21 protein-coding genes and 1 pseudogene are annotated in these 15,670 nt (G+C 56.7%); all 22 read right to left on the bottom strand.

Going from position 1 to position 15,670, the window contains the following annotated elements:
• Nucleotides 1-3 precede the first annotated feature (3 nt).
• The 22 genes and pseudogenes from BUC32_RS03970 to fabG all read right to left on the bottom strand — a co-directional run bounded on the left by BUC32_RS03970 (nt 4) and on the right by fabG (nt 15,668).
• Nucleotides 4-435: an NlpC/P60 family protein gene (locus BUC32_RS03970; RefSeq protein WP_073249663.1), complete on the bottom strand. Its 432-nt coding sequence runs from the start codon at nt 433-435 to the stop codon at nt 4-6.
• The gene (locus BUC32_RS03965; RefSeq protein WP_073249661.1) at nt 432-1,319 is read right to left on the bottom strand and encodes a DUF2163 domain-containing protein; all 888 of its coding nucleotides are present in this window, start codon (nt 1,317-1,319) and stop codon (nt 432-434) included. The genes BUC32_RS03970 and BUC32_RS03965 overlap by 4 nt, the downstream gene beginning before the upstream one ends.
• Complete coding sequence (locus BUC32_RS03960) at nt 1,319-1,951, bottom strand: DUF2460 domain-containing protein (RefSeq protein WP_073249659.1); 633 nt, start codon at nt 1,949-1,951, stop codon at nt 1,319-1,321. Before BUC32_RS03960 ends, BUC32_RS03965 begins: the two co-directional genes overlap by 1 nt.
• A 14-nt stretch (nt 1,952-1,965) precedes the next feature.
• On the bottom strand, nt 1,966-2,622 hold the full coding sequence (locus tag BUC32_RS03955) for a phage tail tape measure protein (RefSeq protein ID WP_073249657.1): 657 nt from the start codon (nt 2,620-2,622) through the stop codon (nt 1,966-1,968).
• The gene (locus BUC32_RS20615) at nt 2,609-2,818 is read right to left on the bottom strand and encodes a rcc01693 family protein (RefSeq protein ID WP_073249655.1); all 210 of its coding nucleotides are present in this window, start codon (nt 2,816-2,818) and stop codon (nt 2,609-2,611) included. Before BUC32_RS20615 ends, BUC32_RS03955 begins: the two co-directional genes overlap by 14 nt.
• On the bottom strand, nt 2,815-3,138 hold the full coding sequence (locus BUC32_RS20610) for a gene transfer agent family protein (protein ID WP_073249653.1): 324 nt from the start codon (nt 3,136-3,138) through the stop codon (nt 2,815-2,817). The genes BUC32_RS20615 and BUC32_RS20610 overlap by 4 nt, the downstream gene beginning before the upstream one ends.
• Before the next feature lie 2 nt (nt 3,139-3,140).
• Complete coding sequence (locus tag BUC32_RS03940; protein WP_073249651.1) at nt 3,141-3,554, bottom strand: phage major tail protein, TP901-1 family; 414 nt, start codon at nt 3,552-3,554, stop codon at nt 3,141-3,143.
• 18 nt (nt 3,555-3,572) lie between these two features.
• Nucleotides 3,573-3,986: a DUF3168 domain-containing protein gene (locus BUC32_RS03935; protein ID WP_073249865.1), complete on the bottom strand. Its 414-nt coding sequence runs from the start codon at nt 3,984-3,986 to the stop codon at nt 3,573-3,575.
• A pseudogene (locus BUC32_RS20160) lies at nt 3,986-4,321 on the bottom strand (head-tail adaptor protein); the annotation flags it as partial. The pseudogene BUC32_RS20160 and the gene BUC32_RS03935, both read right to left, overlap by 1 nt.
• Nucleotides 4,318-4,911, bottom strand: a complete 594-nt coding sequence (locus BUC32_RS03925) for a head-tail connector protein (protein ID WP_073249647.1) — start codon at nt 4,909-4,911, stop codon at nt 4,318-4,320. The pseudogene BUC32_RS20160 and the gene BUC32_RS03925, both read right to left, overlap by 4 nt.
• A gap of 147 nt (nt 4,912-5,058) precedes the next feature.
• Nucleotides 5,059-6,240 carry a phage major capsid protein gene (locus BUC32_RS03920; RefSeq protein ID WP_073249645.1) on the bottom strand — a complete coding sequence of 394 codons (1,182 nt, stop codon included), beginning with the start codon at nt 6,238-6,240 and terminating at the stop codon, nt 5,059-5,061.
• 34 nt (nt 6,241-6,274) lie between these two features.
• The gene (locus BUC32_RS03915; RefSeq protein WP_083599247.1) at nt 6,275-6,823 is read right to left on the bottom strand and encodes an HK97 family phage prohead protease; all 549 of its coding nucleotides are present in this window, start codon (nt 6,821-6,823) and stop codon (nt 6,275-6,277) included.
• A 23-nt stretch (nt 6,824-6,846) separates the two neighbouring features.
• Nucleotides 6,847-7,074, bottom strand: coding sequence for a GTA head formation protein, RCAP_rcc01685 family (locus BUC32_RS03910; protein ID WP_073249641.1), 228 nt, complete (start codon nt 7,072-7,074; stop codon nt 6,847-6,849).
• Nucleotides 7,067-8,251 carry a phage portal protein gene (locus BUC32_RS03905; protein WP_073249639.1) on the bottom strand — a complete coding sequence of 395 codons (1,185 nt, stop codon included), beginning with the start codon at nt 8,249-8,251 and terminating at the stop codon, nt 7,067-7,069. Before BUC32_RS03905 ends, BUC32_RS03910 begins: the two co-directional genes overlap by 8 nt.
• A gap of 136 nt (nt 8,252-8,387) precedes the next feature.
• The gene (locus BUC32_RS03900) at nt 8,388-9,758 is read right to left on the bottom strand and encodes a DNA-packaging protein (protein WP_456114197.1); all 1,371 of its coding nucleotides are present in this window, start codon (nt 9,756-9,758) and stop codon (nt 8,388-8,390) included.
• Complete coding sequence (locus tag BUC32_RS03895) at nt 9,667-10,008, bottom strand: hypothetical protein (protein ID WP_073249637.1); 342 nt, start codon at nt 10,006-10,008, stop codon at nt 9,667-9,669. The genes BUC32_RS03900 and BUC32_RS03895 overlap by 92 nt, the downstream gene beginning before the upstream one ends.
• A 271-nt stretch (nt 10,009-10,279) precedes the next feature.
• A complete protein-coding gene (gene mltG, locus BUC32_RS03890) occupies nt 10,280-11,431 on the bottom strand; it encodes an endolytic transglycosylase MltG (RefSeq protein ID WP_073249635.1) in 1,152 nt (383 codons plus the stop codon).
• Nucleotides 11,431-12,690, bottom strand: coding sequence for a beta-ketoacyl-ACP synthase II (gene fabF / locus BUC32_RS03885; protein ID WP_073249633.1), 1,260 nt, complete (start codon nt 12,688-12,690; stop codon nt 11,431-11,433). The genes mltG and fabF overlap by 1 nt, the downstream gene beginning before the upstream one ends.
• Before the next feature lie 118 nt (nt 12,691-12,808).
• On the bottom strand, nt 12,809-13,303 hold the full coding sequence (locus BUC32_RS03880; protein ID WP_139280626.1) for a hypothetical protein: 495 nt from the start codon (nt 13,301-13,303) through the stop codon (nt 12,809-12,811).
• A gap of 207 nt (nt 13,304-13,510) precedes the next feature.
• Nucleotides 13,511-14,254: a 1-(5-phosphoribosyl)-5-[(5-phosphoribosylamino)methylideneamino]imidazole-4-carboxamide isomerase gene (locus BUC32_RS03875; RefSeq protein WP_073249628.1), complete on the bottom strand. Its 744-nt coding sequence runs from the start codon at nt 14,252-14,254 to the stop codon at nt 13,511-13,513.
• Nucleotides 14,255-14,441: 187 nt separating this feature from the next.
• Complete coding sequence (locus BUC32_RS03870; protein WP_073249626.1) at nt 14,442-14,675, bottom strand: acyl carrier protein; 234 nt, start codon at nt 14,673-14,675, stop codon at nt 14,442-14,444.
• Between the two features lie 255 nt (nt 14,676-14,930).
• Entirely contained in the window at nt 14,931-15,668 is a 738-nt protein-coding gene (gene fabG, locus BUC32_RS03865) for a 3-oxoacyl-[acyl-carrier-protein] reductase (protein WP_073249624.1), read from the bottom strand.
• Nucleotides 15,669-15,670 lie beyond the last annotated feature (2 nt).

Genomic DNA, 15,670 nt, shown 5'->3' with positions numbered 1-15,670 from the left:
TTCTTAACCCTCCTTGGGAAATTCAAACCGCGCCACAATGCGTCGGCGCCATGGGGTGCTCAGCGGGCTTTCGGCCACTGCATGCCCCGAATAGGCGTGAATAAAAGTCGCGTTTGCGCCGACCCTGCCGGCAATGCCAAGATGTTTTGCCACGCCCCCGGCGCGCATTCGAAACAGCAAAACATCTCCGGGCCTGCCCTGGTCTTTCGGCTTTTCAATCAACCAGCGTCGGGCGGCGCGCCATAAGCGCTCGTCGCCCTGAGGTTCGGACCAATCCATACTGTAGGCAGGTACATCTTCGGGCAAATCCCCCCGGACTTCGCGCCACACACCCAACAACAGGCCCAGACAATCACATCCCGCCCCCTTGCAACGTGCCTGATGGCGATAAGGTGTGCCAATCCAGCTGCGTGCGGCCTCGACAACCGGGGTCACCCGCGCAGGCTCCCGCCAGAGTTGTCAGCCCCCTGTCGGGGGTAACTCATCATCCAGTCATCCCCTGGAATGTCTGGAAACCCCTGAAAATTCACCAAATTGACGAATTTCAAGCGGCATGTGTCAAACCGTTTGTCACAACCCGCCTCAAGGCGCACCTGATCCCCTACCTGCAGCAGCGCGCGGATCGGCTCCCACAGTTCAACAACCCGCAAACCACCATCGAATGTATCGCGCTTGATCAACCCGTTCAGGCCCTCGCCGCTCCCGGACTGAACCCTCAGGGTGCCGCGGGTGAACCAGGCAGGTTCAAACTCAGTCATCTCACTCCAGCGAAAAACACGCGCATCTTCAACACCTTCAATCGGGCGAATGGCATGATATCCGGCAACATCAAGATCAACACCACAAGCCGCGTCTCCCAGCACTGCGGTGCAGGGTTTTTGATAAACACGTCCAACCGGACGGTTCAGAGCTTCGGTCAGCCCACGCAATTCGGCCTGAAAAGCACCTCCTGCGCGACGTAGCTCGCCGATTGAGCCACGAAACAACAGACTGCGTTCTGCGACATCACTCCAATTGGCAAGCCAACACATCACCTCGGCCCCATCAAAGCGGCCTGCGTCGATGTCTGCTTCGCTCACACTTGTATCACTAAGCGCCCCAAGCGCTTCGGTGTTGTCAATCGAAAGACCCGTGGATTGTTCAAGCGACACCGCTGACAGTCCGGTATCGGCGCGAAAGGTGAAGCCCTCAAATGACAGGTCAAGATCATGGTCTGTGAAACCGTAACGTTGCCCATCCTTGCGGATAATGGCCCAGCATCTTGCAACGGTTGTGAAACCGCCAGCAAGATGCATCTTAAGATCGCTTTGCAGTGCCATCAGACCCGTACCTCCACCACGGGGACGTTCGGAACATCCACCGCTTGAAACGATGCCACACTTGTTTGAATGCGATCGGTGTCGAACCGAACCGGCACATCGAATTCAAATCCGGCGGTTATCTGACGATCCGGATCAGGGGGATGGTTAAACAAGATCTGACCGGTTTCAGTATTGATCTCATAATGCACACCTTCCTGCATTTCGTCACCTTCAACGCCGACACGTACAGTCCCTTCAACAGGCTTCAGGATGGGGCGCCCATAATGTGCTGTGCCGGACAGATACGTCTTTTGCAGAACAAAACTTGTCTCGATCCCATCGGCCAGCGCAATCACCTGATCACGGTAGTTCACTTCATTCGAAGGCTTGCAGGACTTAAAGTCTGACCAGTCTTTCCAGCGAAACCCATAAAGCTGACCACGGCGGGCCTCAAAAAAGGCGATCAACAGCTCGACGTCGTCCAACGACCGCATTCCCACACCCGCATCATAGCGTCGACGTGAGTGTGCCCAAGGCGTGTTGCGTTCTTCGAAACCATTGGCCAGCGACACCACATCTGTGCGTCTCTCGGGCCCGCCAATGGATCCAAAGCTTAGATTTGCCGGAAACCGGACTTCATGAAATCCCATTGCCTTAGCCCCTCTTATCGATTGCGTTGGCCGCGCCCGAGGGCACGGTTCATCTGCGCTGCAATTTGCCCCTGCGAGCGACGAAAGCTTTCTGCGTCAGGGGTTTGAATGTTCATCACGACATTGGTCGTTACCCCGCCACCACGCACCCCAAGCTTGCCATCGGCACCGCGTGCCAGTGGCATGATGGCTTCTGCGCCGGCTTCCCCCATGAGCCCCGTACCGCCGCGCATCGGAAACAAAGTTGGGCCCGACACCACACCGCCATTGGCAAAAGGCATCACCCGCCCCTGGGCAAATCCAGCGCCATTGGCAAAGGGCAAAATGCCTTGGATAAGCGTGCCAATTCCATTGGCCACAGCGCCACCAACTCCATCCGTCACAGGTTTGAGGGCTGCGTTATAGGCGGTGTTCATCATTGAGCGCGCCACATCCTCAAGCGCGTCTGACAGCTTCATGCCGTCAAAAACCACCCCGTCAAAAGCGCGCCGCAACCCGCGTGACAACCCTTTTTCCAGAGTTTTCACGTCTTGCCCGGTGGCCGCCAACGACTGGCGCACGCTGCGCAACTCTGTGTCAAAATTGGCGGCCACAGCTGCAGTCTGCCCAAGGGTCACCTCCAGCGCATCCACCTGCGTGTCAAAATCTTCCAACGCATCAATCTCGCTCATCTTCATGTCCTTCCGTCTTGTCCGGATATGTCGCCAATAATGCATCCAGCCCCTTGCGGGTTAACGCGGGCGCCCCAGCCCCCTGTCCCAGAATCATCTGCAACTCAGCTGGCGTGAGTGCCCAAAAATCCGCCGGACGCAGACGTAATCCCCGTAGCCCTGCAGCCATCAAAGAAGGCCAGTCAAAGCCCCTCATGCGGTTGCATCCGGAACGCAAAAGGCGCGGGCCAGCAATTCGGCCGCCACTTTGGCCGCCTGCATTGGCCCACCAGCGATTTCGGCCGCCATCAGGTCTGCCGCCTGCCCTTGCCAGCCACCACCACGCAGCCCCGCCACAATCAGCGCCAGCACGTCGCGCGTTGAAAAACCACCCTCTTCGAACCGCTCGACCAGCGCCACGAGCGAGTCACTGTCCAGTTCCGCTTCAAGCTCTGCCAATGCCCCAAGTGTCAGCTTCAGTTTTTGACGTTCGCCATCAATCACCAAAGCCACTTCACCTGCCCAGGGGTTTGCCATGCTCAGACCGCCACAAAGGTCAGCACACCCGCCGACGCCAGCGACAATTCATACGTCGCTTCGCCATTGTGGCTGCCCGCATATTCCACCGAAGACACCTGAAACGGGCCTTCCACGATGCCAAAATCGGGAATAATCACTTGAAAATCAGGCGTTTCGCCGTCAAAGAAAATCTGACGGGCCCGTTCGTCTGTGCCTTCGTCCTTAAACACACCAGATCCGGAAATCGACGCCGATTTCACACCGGCACCGGACAACAACTCGCGCCAACCGCCCTGACTTTCCAGGCTGGTCACATCCACAGCCTCTGAATTGAAACTGATCCGCGTGGCCCGCAGGCCTGCGATGGTTTCAAACTGACCGTCTCCGGTCTGGTCTACCTTGATCAAAAGATCCTTGCCGTTCTGAGCACCCATTTTGCCTACTCCGCCTTGTTAAATGTTGTCTTCCACACGGGCTCGGAACCGCAGATCAATTCTCCGCGTATTTGCCGTACCCTCGCGCCGTGCCGTGGCACGGTCGAATTTGAGATAAACCAGCCGCCCGCGTGTCAGCGTCAGGTCGGCCCCCTCCAGCGCATCGCTGATCGCCACCGCCACGGCCTTGGCATCTGCAAAACCTGCCGCCTCGGACAGAATTGAAATCGTCAAACGATGCTCCGCGCCACTGCCGGATTTGTCAGACCGATCCAGAACGGTTTCCGCCCCCAGGCTGACATAAGTTTCCGGTAAAACACCTGCAGGCACCTCGTCAAAAATGGCCGCGCCGATGAGTGAAGTGACACCAGCATCCCCTTGCAATCGCTGATAAATCGCCACCTGAAGCGCTTTGGATACTGCATAACTGATGCGACCACCTCTTCGGTTGCGAAACACGTCAGCATCCGACCACGCGGATCGCGTTCCGCCACGGCATGCACCGGAAAAAGACGTGTCCCTTCGCGAAATCGCATTCCCGGAGCAGGCCTTTGCGCGGACCCCTGGGGCGCGCCGCGCACCACAATCCGGTAACTGACCGAGGACAAAGAAAACTCACCGCCGTCTTTTTCGCGACCTGTCCCTGCTTTGACTTCTGCCCATAAAACGCCCCTGGCGACCCAGCTTTCGTCATAGCCCCCTGCGCCATCTGATAACCGCTCACGCGCTTCCAGAACCAATTTGCGAGACAAATGCACCCGGTTCATCGCACCGCCCCTATACGCAACGGGCGATAGCGCTCGATCAGACTGGTCACACCAAACGGCATACACCCGCCACTCAGCGCAGTATCATCGCGATACTCATAGTAATGCGCTGCCAACAACAGCACCGCCTGTTTCAGATCCGCAGGCACATCTGACCATTCCGGGCCAAATCCAGCCCAAAAATGGATCACGACCTGACCCTCGTTTGGGATACTTGGCAAACAGGACCCCACCGGGCGCAACGCCGGGCGCTGCTGATCAGGAGACAACCTGTAAGCACTTGGCGCCACCACAGCACTGTCGCCCTGACGATCGACCAATGTGACACTTTGCAGGCTGCTCACAGGTGCAACCGGAAGCCCCTGTCCCTGATCGTCGCGCCAAAAGCCCAACGACCATGAGAACTCTCTTTCGATCAATGCCTTGCCAGTGCGCGCCTCAATGGCTGCCATGGCTGCGCGCAGAAAACTTTCCAACACGCTGTCCTGTACATCATCTTCGCCAAAGCCGCTGCCCAGACGAAGATGTTGTTTGAATTCTGCGACCGGCAGGGCCAACAGCGGCACCGAGGTCTCTTCGACTAACATCATGGAAAAAACTCCGAAAATTGCGACCCCTCCGAGAGTTCGGGCGCGCGTCCATGCGCCGCTCGAACGGAGGGGACAGCCAGACAACGCAAACAGCGGACGCACGCCCTGGCGAAGGCAGCTTGCGCTGCCTTCCCCATTCCCAACCTCTTACGAGGTTGCGAATTTCAGGAGCTTAATCGCCGCAAAGTCGCTGACATCGCCACCCACACGTTTGGTGGCATAGAACAGAACATTTGGTTTGGCGCTGAACGGATCACGCAGCACGCGCAGATCGGGGCGTTCGGCAACTGTGTAGCCCGCCGAGAAATCCCCAAAGGCAATCGCGGTCGCATCCGACGCAATGTCCGGCATGTCTTCGGCAATCAGCACCGGATAGCCCAACAAACGCGCAGGCTCGCCCGCAGCCAGACCATCCGACCACAAGAAACGGCCATCAGCGTCCTTCAGCTTGCGCACAGCGCCCGCAGTCTTTGAGTTCATCACGAAAGACGCATTGGCGCGGTATTGCGCACCAAGGGCATAAACCAGATCAATGATGCCGTCTCCGCCATTGAAATCGCCGTCAACGCCTGTGGGGACATACCCGATATTACCCCAGGTCCAGCTGCCATTGGCCACTGTTGTATGGGTCATGATGCCGGTTGGTTTATCAACGCCGTCACCGTTGATGAATGCCGCCGCTTCGGCACGGGCAAATTTGTCAGCGATACGACCCGCCAGCCAGTTCTCAACATCAAACGCGCTGTCATCCAGCAAACGCTGCGATGCTTTTGGCATGGCCGACAACTCATAGAGCGGAATGACAATACGTTCGACTGTCGGTGTGCCGGTTTCGCCCGTAGCAGAGGTCTCATCCGCCCAGCCCGCGCCCACATCGGTTGAATCGATCAGCACGTCATAGGTTGTGGCCTCAATATTCACCACATTGGCAATGGCGCGAATGGACGCCGTCGAATGCAAAACAGATTTTATGGCATCCGACGTTTGCGGATCCACGAGATAGCCCCCGTCGCTATTTACAGCCGTCGACATGGACTTGCCGTCCAATTCGAGGCCGCGCAGCGCATCGTCTTCACCGGAGCGCAAATAGGCATTGAATGCCTTTTGGTGCGGTGCCTCGAAGTCGGCAGATGCGGCCAGCGCCGGGCGCTGTGGAATATGTGATTTACGATCAAGCATGGTCACTCGCTCTTCCTGTTTTTGCAATCTATTGTTCATGTCGTCTTTGAAGTCCTTGAAGTCATTCATGAAACCCGTCATGGCCGACTTCACCTCGGCGGCCGGAGACAAAGCTTCCCCGCCCCGAGCCTTCGTCTCGGTATTACCCATCCAAATGGTCCTCGATCTAGATTTGTGCCGGGCGCTATTCGCGCTTCAGCTCCTGACGGGCGCCCTCAAGGGTCGCCGCCAATTCACGCAGCATGTCGCCGTCCGGGGTTTCCCCCTTGGCCGACACACGCGCACTGGGCAGCATCGGAAAGGTGACAAGCGACACCTCCCACAGCTCCAGTTCCTGTAAGAGCCGCTGGCCCTTGTTGTCTTTCGTGGCTTTGACCGTGCGATAGCCGATCGACAGGCCGTCAATCGCCCCTGCCGCGATCAATGTGGCCGCCTCGCGCCCCTTGTCCACATCCGTCAGAAGACGCCCTTTGACCCACAGGCCACGCGCATCCTCACGCACCTCATCCCAGATACCGATGGGTTGCGCCGGATCGTGTTGCCATAGCATCTTGACCGCCCGCCCCGAGGCCATCAGCGCCTTGAGAGAGGCCGCATAAGCCCCCTTCTGCACCACATCTCCGCCCTGATCGGAACGTCCAAACAGGCTGGCATAGCCTTCAATTTGGGTGCCGTCCTGCACCTCCAGCCCATCGCCAAAGCGTGCAAATTTGTGTTCCAAACCGTTTTCCATGTCTTTTTTCCACCTTGTTCCGCTCATGGCGCCGCATTCAGCAGGCCCTGAAACGCCTGTGCGAGAATTGTGCCAACCACGCCATAAACCGTGAGCCACAACCGCTTTTCCAACCGCTCGATCAAGTCTTCGATCTTATCGAGCCGCCGGTTCAGGCCATCAAACTGCAGCTTTGCCACCCGTTCATGTGCTTCAAGACGCAAGGCCGGTGCACAATCGAATTGTTCAAACCCATAGCGCTGTTCACCCATCCGCAGGCTCTTCCGCCGCGACTGCTGGCAGGCCCAACAATCGCCGTTTCTCCACATCGCTCAGAAACGCCGCGGCCTGCACGCGCGCCCATTGCGCATCTCTTTCCGCAGCCAACGCCGGCACCTGATCCAGATCCGGTTTCAATTCCAATGCTTCGCCCACAAACCCGGCCAGCCAATCGCCAACGGCCGCAGCGACACGTGTCGCCAAAGGCAAAACGGTCAGGCGATAGAACGCCCGGTTGGCCTCCTGATAGTTGGCATAGGCCGCATCCCCGGGAATCCCGAGCAACATCGGCGGCACCCCAAAGGCCAGGGCAATCTCGCGCGCTGCCGCTTCTTTGGTTTTTTGAAACTCCATATCGGACGGCGAAAACCCCATCGGCTTCCAATCCAACCCACCTTCGAGCAACATCGGGCGACCTGCATTGCGCGCGCCCTGGTGCTGGCTCTCCATTTCTCCCACCAGCCGGTCGTATTGATCGGGGCTCATTGATCCCGCCCCATCTGCACCTTTGTAGACAATGGCTCCTGACGGGCGCGCCGCATTATCCAAAAGCGCTTTGGACCACCGCGACGCCGCGTTGTGCACATCCACCGCCATGGCCGCCGCCTGCATGGGCGAAAACCCATAGTGATCGTCCTGCGGGTGGAAATTACGCACATGGCAGACGTTGGCCCCGGCGCCGAGATCAAACCGATGTTTGCGGGCCCCTACCTTGTATTCATAGGCCACAGGCCAGCCATCTGCACCGGGCACAACGCTCATGCGGTCTGACCGCAGCACGTGCAGCTCAGCCGGCATGCCACCATCACCGGCTACGGCCTCAATATAGCCATTGCCTGACAACAGCATCTGACCGTAAAGCGCTTCCATCAGCTCGGCACGTCCCTGCGCCGGGTTCGGCGAGGTCAACAATGCCAGCAAGGGATGCGTGTCATAGCGCTGTGCACCATCCTGCAACACCAAAGGCAGGGCTGCCGCGCTTTCTGCAATCAACTTGACCGATCGAAACCCCACCGGATTTCCGCTGAAACCGGTCCGTGTCAAAGATACGGTATCGCGCGGGCTCCAGGCCACACGACCGGCGCTGTGATAGGCCACTACCGGACCCGCTGCGCTGGCTTTTTGTTCGGGCGCATTGGTTTCGGATCGCCGGAAGAAATCAAATACCATCTCGTGCTCGCTCCTGTTTCTTTGCCTTAGGCCCGCTTCGCTGCTTGTGCGCTTTGGACAGGTTGGACTTTGTCTCAAATTTGTTAATTCGCTCTCAGGCCACCGCACGGTTCGATTTGCGAGGCACCTGTTAATCTCAAAGGCTGCGCATACGCGGGCGTCGCCAACGGGCTGATGGTTCAATCACCAATTCATGCAGGGCCCAGACAAGCGCATCCAAACGATCGGGACTGCCCGATCCCTGATAGCCACGCAGGCTCATGCGGCACATCTGGTCTTCCAATTCACCAAACTGCCCCACATGGCGCACCCGACCTTGTTCATACAAAGCCGCCACAGGCTCTGCGCGGGCTGACTTGGCGCGCGCTGCACGCACCGCTTTGTATGGCACCAGTGGGTCTACCTGACGGACCACTTCGGCAACCATGTCTCCGCCCTGGTTCACTTCGGCCACCAATCGGTCTGCCCCCCATGTCTCCATGGCTGTCACAGCAACACGCGCCCATCCTGCCGGGCTCTTGGCTCTGACGGTCACATCATCCAGCACATAAGCGCGCCAATCGCTGACCGGCCCCTTCATGGTGACACCGGCCACCACAATGCCGCACTCATCTGATCCGGCATGCCCGGTCACAGGCGGGTCAACCGCCACAACAATGCGATCAAGGTCTGGCGCCTTCTTGCACCGCATTTTTTCAAGCATCGACGTCGTCCACATCGCACCCTCGACGTCATCCAACAGCACACCGTCCAATTCTTGCCGGCCCAGCCTTGTTCCGGCATAGCGCGCACGCACTTCTTTCAGAAAACTATCCGCCAGATTTGCCCGGTTCGCCTCGGTTGTGGCATGGGTGACCACTGTCGACTCCTGCGCCAACAACTCTTTCAAAAGCCCGATATTGCGTGGTGTCGTCGTGACGCAAACCTGCGGGTCTTTTCCCAGCCGCAAACCGAACTGCAGCATGTCCCACGTGGCCTGCGCCTTTTTCCACTTGGCAAGTTCATCTACCCAGGCCGCATCAAATTGTGGGCCCCGCAAGGCTTCCGGGTCATGCGCAGAAAACACTTGCGCAACGGCTCCGTTAGGCCAGATCAATCGCTTGCGTCCAGCCTCCCATTTGGGCATCCGGTCAGGCGGCGAACACGCCAACACCCCACTGTCACCAAACACCATGACCTCGCGGACCTGATCAATGGTTTCCCCGACCAAAGCAACGCGTTTAGCGCGCCCATTATCCAAGGGGCCGTTGCCCTCAACCATAGAGCGCACCCATTCGGCGCCTGCGCGGGTTTTCCCCGCACCGCGCCCGCCCATTATGACCCAGGCCTTCCAGTTGCCCTCCGGGGGCAACTGGTGGTCAAACGCCCAGAACTCAAACAAGTACGGCAGCGCCAATAGTTCGCTTTGGCTCAAGTCATCCAGAAAGGCTTGTTGTGTCTCGAACGGCTCGGAGGCGAGCCAAACGGCGCTCGATCGAAGCCCGTGCGTCGTGCAGGTCGAGCCGATAGTCGTTGACGATTCCGTCTTTCTCTTTCTGGCGCTGCTCAAAACTCTTCTCCGTATCAATGGTCGTGCGGATCAGGTGACGCAGTTCGGTCAGAACCTTGCCGGTCTGGCCGCCGGCTGCCTCCTCATCTTGTTCCAAACGGCCGCGCAGCGTTGACAACGCTCCTCTGACCCCCCGCAACAAATGCCGTACCTCTGCCACATCTTCATCCAGTGGCGACTCGCCTGTCGGCGCTGTGAATTTGTTCATTTATGCCCGTTGCCTCTCTGCGTGGTTCTCCCCTCCGCAAGAGCCGAAGCAATTGCTCCGTCTGGCCAGCAAACCCTGCCGCAGATATTTCACCAACCGCTTAAGGCAACGCGCGTTGGGTCCGAAAATGACAAAAGGCCGCCCAATTTGGACGGCCTTTTGTTTGATGGTGATATTGAGCGATGAAATGCGCAGATTCCGTTTTGTACAAAACGGAGATTTCTGCGAAAAAGTTTGTACAAAACGGTCACTTTACCATTTTGGGCCAGACTTACTGATTGGCGCGCTCAGCCTCAATTTTGCGCCATTTTGCAACGTTGGCGTTGTGCTCAGCCAACGTGGTTGCAAAAGCGTGGCCACCGGTGCCGTCCGCCACAAAGAAGATATAATCGCTTGCGTCCGGATTCACCGCAGCCTCAAGGCTCGCGCGCCCCGGATTGGCAATCGGTGTCGGTGGAAGACCGGTAATAACGTAAGTATTCCAAGGCGTTTCTTTGCGCAGCTCACTTTGACGCAAGCCCCGCCCCAAGACGCCCTGCCCTTTGGTGACGCCATAAATCACTGTCGGATCGGTTTGCAACTTCATGCCGCGTTTCAGACGGTTGGTAAACACGCTGGCCACCTGACGTCGTTCTTCCGCCAGACCGGTTTCCTTCTCAATGATCGACGCCAGGATCAACATCTCTTCCGGAGAGTTGACCTGCGCAGTTTCAGCCCGCGATTCCCAAGCAGCCGCGATAAGTACCGCTTGTTTTTCCTGCATGCTTTCGATCACATCCGCGCGGGTGTCTCCGGCTTGAACTTCGTAGCTATCCGGTGCCAGTGTTCCTTCATCCGGCACGGCCACTTCGCCAGACAACAAGCCGATTTTTAACAATGAATCAACGACTTGCCAGCTTGTCACACCTTCCGCCACCGCGATACGATACCGCGTATCGGCGCGCTGACGCATGGTTGTGAACGCCTCAGGCGTTTCCTCTTCGGCTGGATTGAACGCCGCAACTTCCACGAATTTTCCGGTTTCGGGATCCAGCTCGCGTACTTGAACGGTTTGCCGGGTCACGCCCACACGGTACACAATTTCGGTGCCACAGGTACTGGCCCCTCCACGCGTAACGATATCAGTAATCTGCTCCATCGACGCGCCGGTTGGCACCAAAAATGCACCCGCTTTCAGCTTGTCGCTTTTTTCAGAGTAGTCCGTGCCGATCCTGAACACTGCGCCGTTTGAGATCGCACCTTGGGTTTCAAGGTCCTTGGACACGCGGCTCATGTTCGAGCCACGCTCAACACGCAAACACATCGGTGCGTCCAGCGGCCCTTCAGCGCGATACTGCGCCTGCCCCCACAACACCAGTCCTCCCAAAAGGAACACTGCCACAATCAGCAATGTAATCGCGTTCGAAGCGATATGACGCCACATTAGCTGACTTTTCCGAAGATGACGGATGCGTTGGTGCCACCGAACCCAAACGAGTTGGACAGTGCGACGTTTATTTCGCGTTCAACTTTCTTGTTCGGGGCCAGATCGACAACGGTTTCCACGGCCGGGTTATCCAGATTGATTGTTGGCGGAGCGACCTGATCGCGGATCGCGAGGATCGAAAAGATCGCTTCAATCGCACCAGCGGCCCCAAGTAAGTGCCCGGTCATGGATTTCGTCGATGACATGGTCACATTCTTGGCAGCGTCCCCCATCATCCGTTCAACCGCTCCCAATTCGATGGAATCTGCCATGGTCGACGTGCCATGAGCGTTAATGTAATCCACGTCTTTGGGCTCTAGCCCGGCGTTTTTCAAAGCCGCGCGCATTGACCGTTCACCGCCTTCGCCGTTTTCAGACGGAGCGGTGATGTGATAGGCGTCTCCCGACAGGCCATATCCCAACACTTCAGCGTAGATCTTTGCTCCGCGTGCAACCGCGTGGTCATAGTCTTCCAGCACCACGACGCCCGCACCTTCGCCCATCACAAATCCATCGCGATCGGCATCATAAGGGCGGCTGGCTTTGGTCGGGTCATCACCGCGGCCGGTCGACAGCGCTTTGCACGCGTTGAAGCCCGCGATGCCAATTTCACAAATCGCTGCTTCAGCACCGCCAGCAACCATCACATCGGCGTCACCGAACATAATCAAACGGGCCGCATCACCAATTGCATGCGCACCAGTGGAACAGGCCGTGACGACTGCATGGTTCGGGCCCTTAAAGCCGTATTTGATACCCACTTGCCCCGAGATCAGGTTGATCAGCGCACCAGGAATAAAGAACGGCGACACACGACGTGGGCCTTTTTCCGCCATCAGCAGTGTTGTCTGTTCAATAGACTGCAATCCGCCGATGCCCGACCCGATCATCACACCAGTGCGCTCAAGGTCTTCGTCAGCTTCGGGCTTCCAGCCGGAGTCTTCTACAGCCTGCGTCGCAGCGGCAATACCATAAAGAATAAAGTCATCAACCTTGCGGCGCTCTTTTGGCAGCATCCAGTCATCAGAGTTAAAAGTGCCATCTGATCCGTCGCCATAAGGCACTTCGCATGCGTATTTCGTGGTGACACGTTCGGTATCAAACCGCGTGATCGGTCCTGCTCCGGATTTTCCGTCCAGAATTCGTGACCAGCTTTCTTCAACACCACTCGCCAATGGCGTGACCAATCCAAGCCCAGTAACAACAACACGACGCATAAGGCAGCCCCTAGTTTGGTAATTCTCTTCGAGACTGTCTACTTGCTCACAAGTAGCAGGGCAAGCCGTTGCAAAGCACTAGAACCGGGTTTTCCAAGACATGCGCCCTGACGGCAAATTATTTGCATTTCTTGTTTTTGCTGGTCTTCTGCGCAATTCGAAGATCATTATTGAGCACCTTGAGGCTCCTTTTCGAATGATCGTAGATTGATTCAAAATCCCTGAGATTTTTCAAATTTCGATCCAGTTTTCTTTGTGCGGAGTCCTTCTTTCGCTCGATTTGACGTAATTTTTTACTATCCTTTGTCTTTTTGGCCTCAGCATCGAGTCTGTGAATCGTTTGATTGCTTTCCTTAATTTTGGATTTGAACTTTGCCACGCTGGCCTTTTCACGGCTCATTTCGTCTTGTGTGCGATCTCTACTTTTGGTCAATCTTTTCACGAGAGCTTTCAGCTCTTTGCAATCCATGTCGACAATCTGTGTCGATACATATGTGGAAGGCGAATGAGCATTACCTTCACCTATTCCGACAGAAGGAATTGAAACCGACAGACATAGGATTGTGCCCAAGACGACTTGTGAAAAAGATCTATTTCCTTGAAGAACCCGCATTGAAAACCTCCAAAATCGGCTGCTCAATTCAGGCAGTCCTTCAAAACCGTACTAATTTTGGGAGGTTTTGCAAAACTCAGAGGGGATTTGCTGAGAGATCGCCCGTATTTCTTCAGAATAAAGCAAGGCCTTAAACGGCCTCTGCACGCTATCAATGCAGACCGCACCGGCCTTGTAGGTCAGTGCGGTCAAGGTTCTGTTTTTCGATTACTGGAATTCCGCTTTGGGTTCCGGAGTTGGTTCAGCCAAGGCCAAGGCGTCTTGCAGATCGATGTCTTTTGAGAAAAGAGCCCGACCAATCAACGTGCCGCTGATCTTAGGAACGTATTTAATGCGCGAGACATCATCTGAACTGCGCACTGTTCCTCTGGCAATGACCTGATGGTGTGTTGCTTCAGCAATGCCCGAGACCAGTCCCAATTGCGCGTCCTGATCGCCGATGTCGGCATCAATATCCGTGACAATCACGCCAGCCAGGGGTGAATCCGCATAGGCTTTGACAAAATCCTCGGGTTGCATTGCCCCAGTCTGGCGCCAACCGTCCGTCATCATTTTTCCCTGAAAAACATCAACCGCGAGAACAATTTGGTCAGGATAGCGTAGCGCCATTTCCTTGACGAGGTTCGGGTCCTGCACCGCCAAAGTGCTGACAACAATGCGCCCTGCGCCTTTGTCGATCCATTGCTCAATGCGATCGCGCGAGCGGAATCCGCCACCCAGTTGAATGGAAGCACCTGCTGATCGCACGATTTCTTCAACAATGGCCTCACTGTCTGAGCTGCCTGCAACTGCGTCCAGATCGGTGACATGAATCCATTGAGCGCCTTGCTCGGCGAAACTTTGTGCGGTGGCCACCGGATCGACATGCCAGATTGAAGGCTCATCAAGGCGCCCACGTTGCAATGAAACGCATTTGCCCTGCTGCAATTCGATAGTTGGATAGATGATCATTGTGCTCTCCACGGGTAGGTGCCCCTTCACCAAAAGGGGTCTCCCTATAGGAAGAGTATCATTTTTCACCGATATCCCCAAATCGGCAAAAGAGAGCACAAATGCGCCATTTCTGGGGGCAACGCACAAAAAAGGCCCCTGCCAAAGCGGCAGAGGCCTGTTCCCACCCCAAAAAGGGTGAAAAGACTTAGGAAGCTTCGGTGATGAATTTCACCGCGTCGCCAAAGGTCTGGATGGTTTCGGCGGCGTCATCGGGGATCTCGATGCCGAACTCTTCTTCGAAGGCCATAACCAGTTCCACGGTGTCCAGGCTGTCTGCGCCCAGATCGTCGATGAACGAGGCGTTTTCAACAACCTTGTCCTCTTCAACACCCAAGTGCTCTACAACGATCTTTTTCACGCGGTCTGCGACGTCGCTCATGTCAATTCCTCATTCGTCATGGGCACTATGGCCCTGTGATCGCCCGCCCCCATGTGCGGCGGGTTTTGATTGGTGCCCCGAGGGGCGGCTCGTGTATCCGGTTTCCCAGATGTTCCTGGGTGTCCTCACAAGGCACCCTCGGGAAATATGCGCCGCCTATAGCATATCCTCATGCCAAGGCAAACGCTTTCGCAATATGGCGTCAAAAGGTCCTTAAACAACCCCTACAGCCATTTTGGCAGAAGTCTGCCTGCCCTACAGCATGGCCATACCACCGTTCACATGCAAGGTGGTTCCTGTCACATAAGCTGCTTCAGGGCTGGCCAGATACAGAACCGCAGCGGCGATTTCTTCGGGTGCGCCCATACGTGCCGCTGGAATCTGCGCGTTGATCTTACCTTTTTGATCATCGGTCAGCTTGTCAGTCATGGCCGTCGCGATAAAGCCCGGTGCAACCGCGTTAGCTGTGATGCCACGGCTTGCGACCTCATAGGCCATGGATTTGGTCAGCCCGACCATACCGGCTTTGGAGGCTGCGTAGTTGGCTTGCCCGGGATTGCCCGTGGCCCCAACGATAGAAGAAATATTGATGATCCGCCCCCAGCGCGCCTTCATCATGGGGCGCATCACACCCCGGCACAGTCGCATGGTCGAGGTCAGGTTGACGTCCAGTACACTTTGCCATTCGTCATCCGACATGCGCATGAAAATCTGATCGCGTGTGATACCCGCATTGTTCACCAGGATATCCACGCTGCCCATGGCTTCGGCAGCCTGCTTCGGCAAAGCATCCACGGCTTCGGGGTCACTCAGGTTGCAGGGCAATACATGCGCGCGATCGCCCAATTCAGTGGCCAAAGCCTCAAGCGGCTCAACACGGGTGCCAGACAGCCCCACGGTTGCGCCTGCTGCATGCAACGCTTTGGCAATCTCTCCGCCAATGCCGCCCGACGCGCCAGTTACCAGCGCGCATTTTCCAGTCAAATCAAACATAT

The sequence above is a fragment of the Shimia gijangensis genome, from assembly GCF_900142085.1.
GTDB lineage: Bacteria > Pseudomonadota > Alphaproteobacteria > Rhodobacterales > Rhodobacteraceae > Shimia > Shimia gijangensis.
Note: the sequence above shows the minus strand (reverse complement) of the source record. Positions and strands in the feature narration are given on the sequence as shown.

Excerpts from the sequence above, each read along its gene's own strand:
- BUC32_RS03880 (WP_139280626.1), bottom strand. The coding sequence starts at position 13,303 with ATGCGGGTTCTTCAAGGAAATAGATCTTTTTCACAAGTCGTCTTGGGC.
- BUC32_RS03920 (WP_073249645.1), bottom strand. The coding sequence starts at position 6,240 with ATGGGTAATACCGAGACGAAGGCTCGGGGCGGGGAAGCTTTGTCTCCG.
- BUC32_RS03925 (WP_073249647.1), bottom strand. The coding sequence starts at position 4,911 with ATGATGTTAGTCGAAGAGACCTCGGTGCCGCTGTTGGCCCTGCCGGTC.
- mltG (WP_073249635.1), bottom strand. The coding sequence starts at position 11,431 with ATGTGGCGTCATATCGCTTCGAACGCGATTACATTGCTGATTGTGGCA.
- BUC32_RS03870 (WP_073249626.1), bottom strand. The coding sequence starts at position 14,675 with ATGAGCGACGTCGCAGACCGCGTGAAAAAGATCGTTGTAGAGCACTTG.
- BUC32_RS03940 (WP_073249651.1), bottom strand. The coding sequence starts at position 3,554 with ATGGGTGCTCAGAACGGCAAGGATCTTTTGATCAAGGTAGACCAGACC.
- fabG (WP_073249624.1), bottom strand. The coding sequence starts at position 15,668 with ATGTTTGATTTGACTGGAAAATGCGCGCTGGTAACTGGCGCGTCGGGC.
- BUC32_RS03875 (WP_073249628.1), bottom strand. The coding sequence starts at position 14,254 with ATGATCATCTATCCAACTATCGAATTGCAGCAGGGCAAATGCGTTTCA.
- BUC32_RS03910 (WP_073249641.1), bottom strand. The coding sequence starts at position 7,074 with ATGGGTGAACAGCGCTATGGGTTTGAACAATTCGATTGTGCACCGGCC.
- BUC32_RS03955 (WP_073249657.1), bottom strand. The coding sequence starts at position 2,622 with ATGAGCGAGATTGATGCGTTGGAAGATTTTGACACGCAGGTGGATGCG.
- BUC32_RS20610 (WP_073249653.1), bottom strand. The coding sequence starts at position 3,138 with ATGGCAAACCCCTGGGCAGGTGAAGTGGCTTTGGTGATTGATGGCGAA.
- BUC32_RS03895 (WP_073249637.1), bottom strand. The coding sequence starts at position 10,008 with ATGAACAAATTCACAGCGCCGACAGGCGAGTCGCCACTGGATGAAGAT.
- fabF (WP_073249633.1), bottom strand. The coding sequence starts at position 12,690 with ATGCGTCGTGTTGTTGTTACTGGGCTTGGATTGGTCACGCCATTGGCG.
- BUC32_RS20615 (WP_073249655.1), bottom strand. The coding sequence starts at position 2,818 with ATGAGGGGCTTTGACTGGCCTTCTTTGATGGCTGCAGGGCTACGGGGA.
- BUC32_RS03960 (WP_073249659.1), bottom strand. The coding sequence starts at position 1,951 with ATGGGATTTCATGAAGTCCGGTTTCCGGCAAATCTAAGCTTTGGATCC.
- BUC32_RS03915 (WP_083599247.1), bottom strand. The coding sequence starts at position 6,823 with ATGGAAAACGGTTTGGAACACAAATTTGCACGCTTTGGCGATGGGCTG.
- BUC32_RS03965 (WP_073249661.1), bottom strand. The coding sequence starts at position 1,319 with ATGGCACTGCAAAGCGATCTTAAGATGCATCTTGCTGGCGGTTTCACA.
- BUC32_RS03905 (WP_073249639.1), bottom strand. The coding sequence starts at position 8,251 with ATGGTATTTGATTTCTTCCGGCGATCCGAAACCAATGCGCCCGAACAA.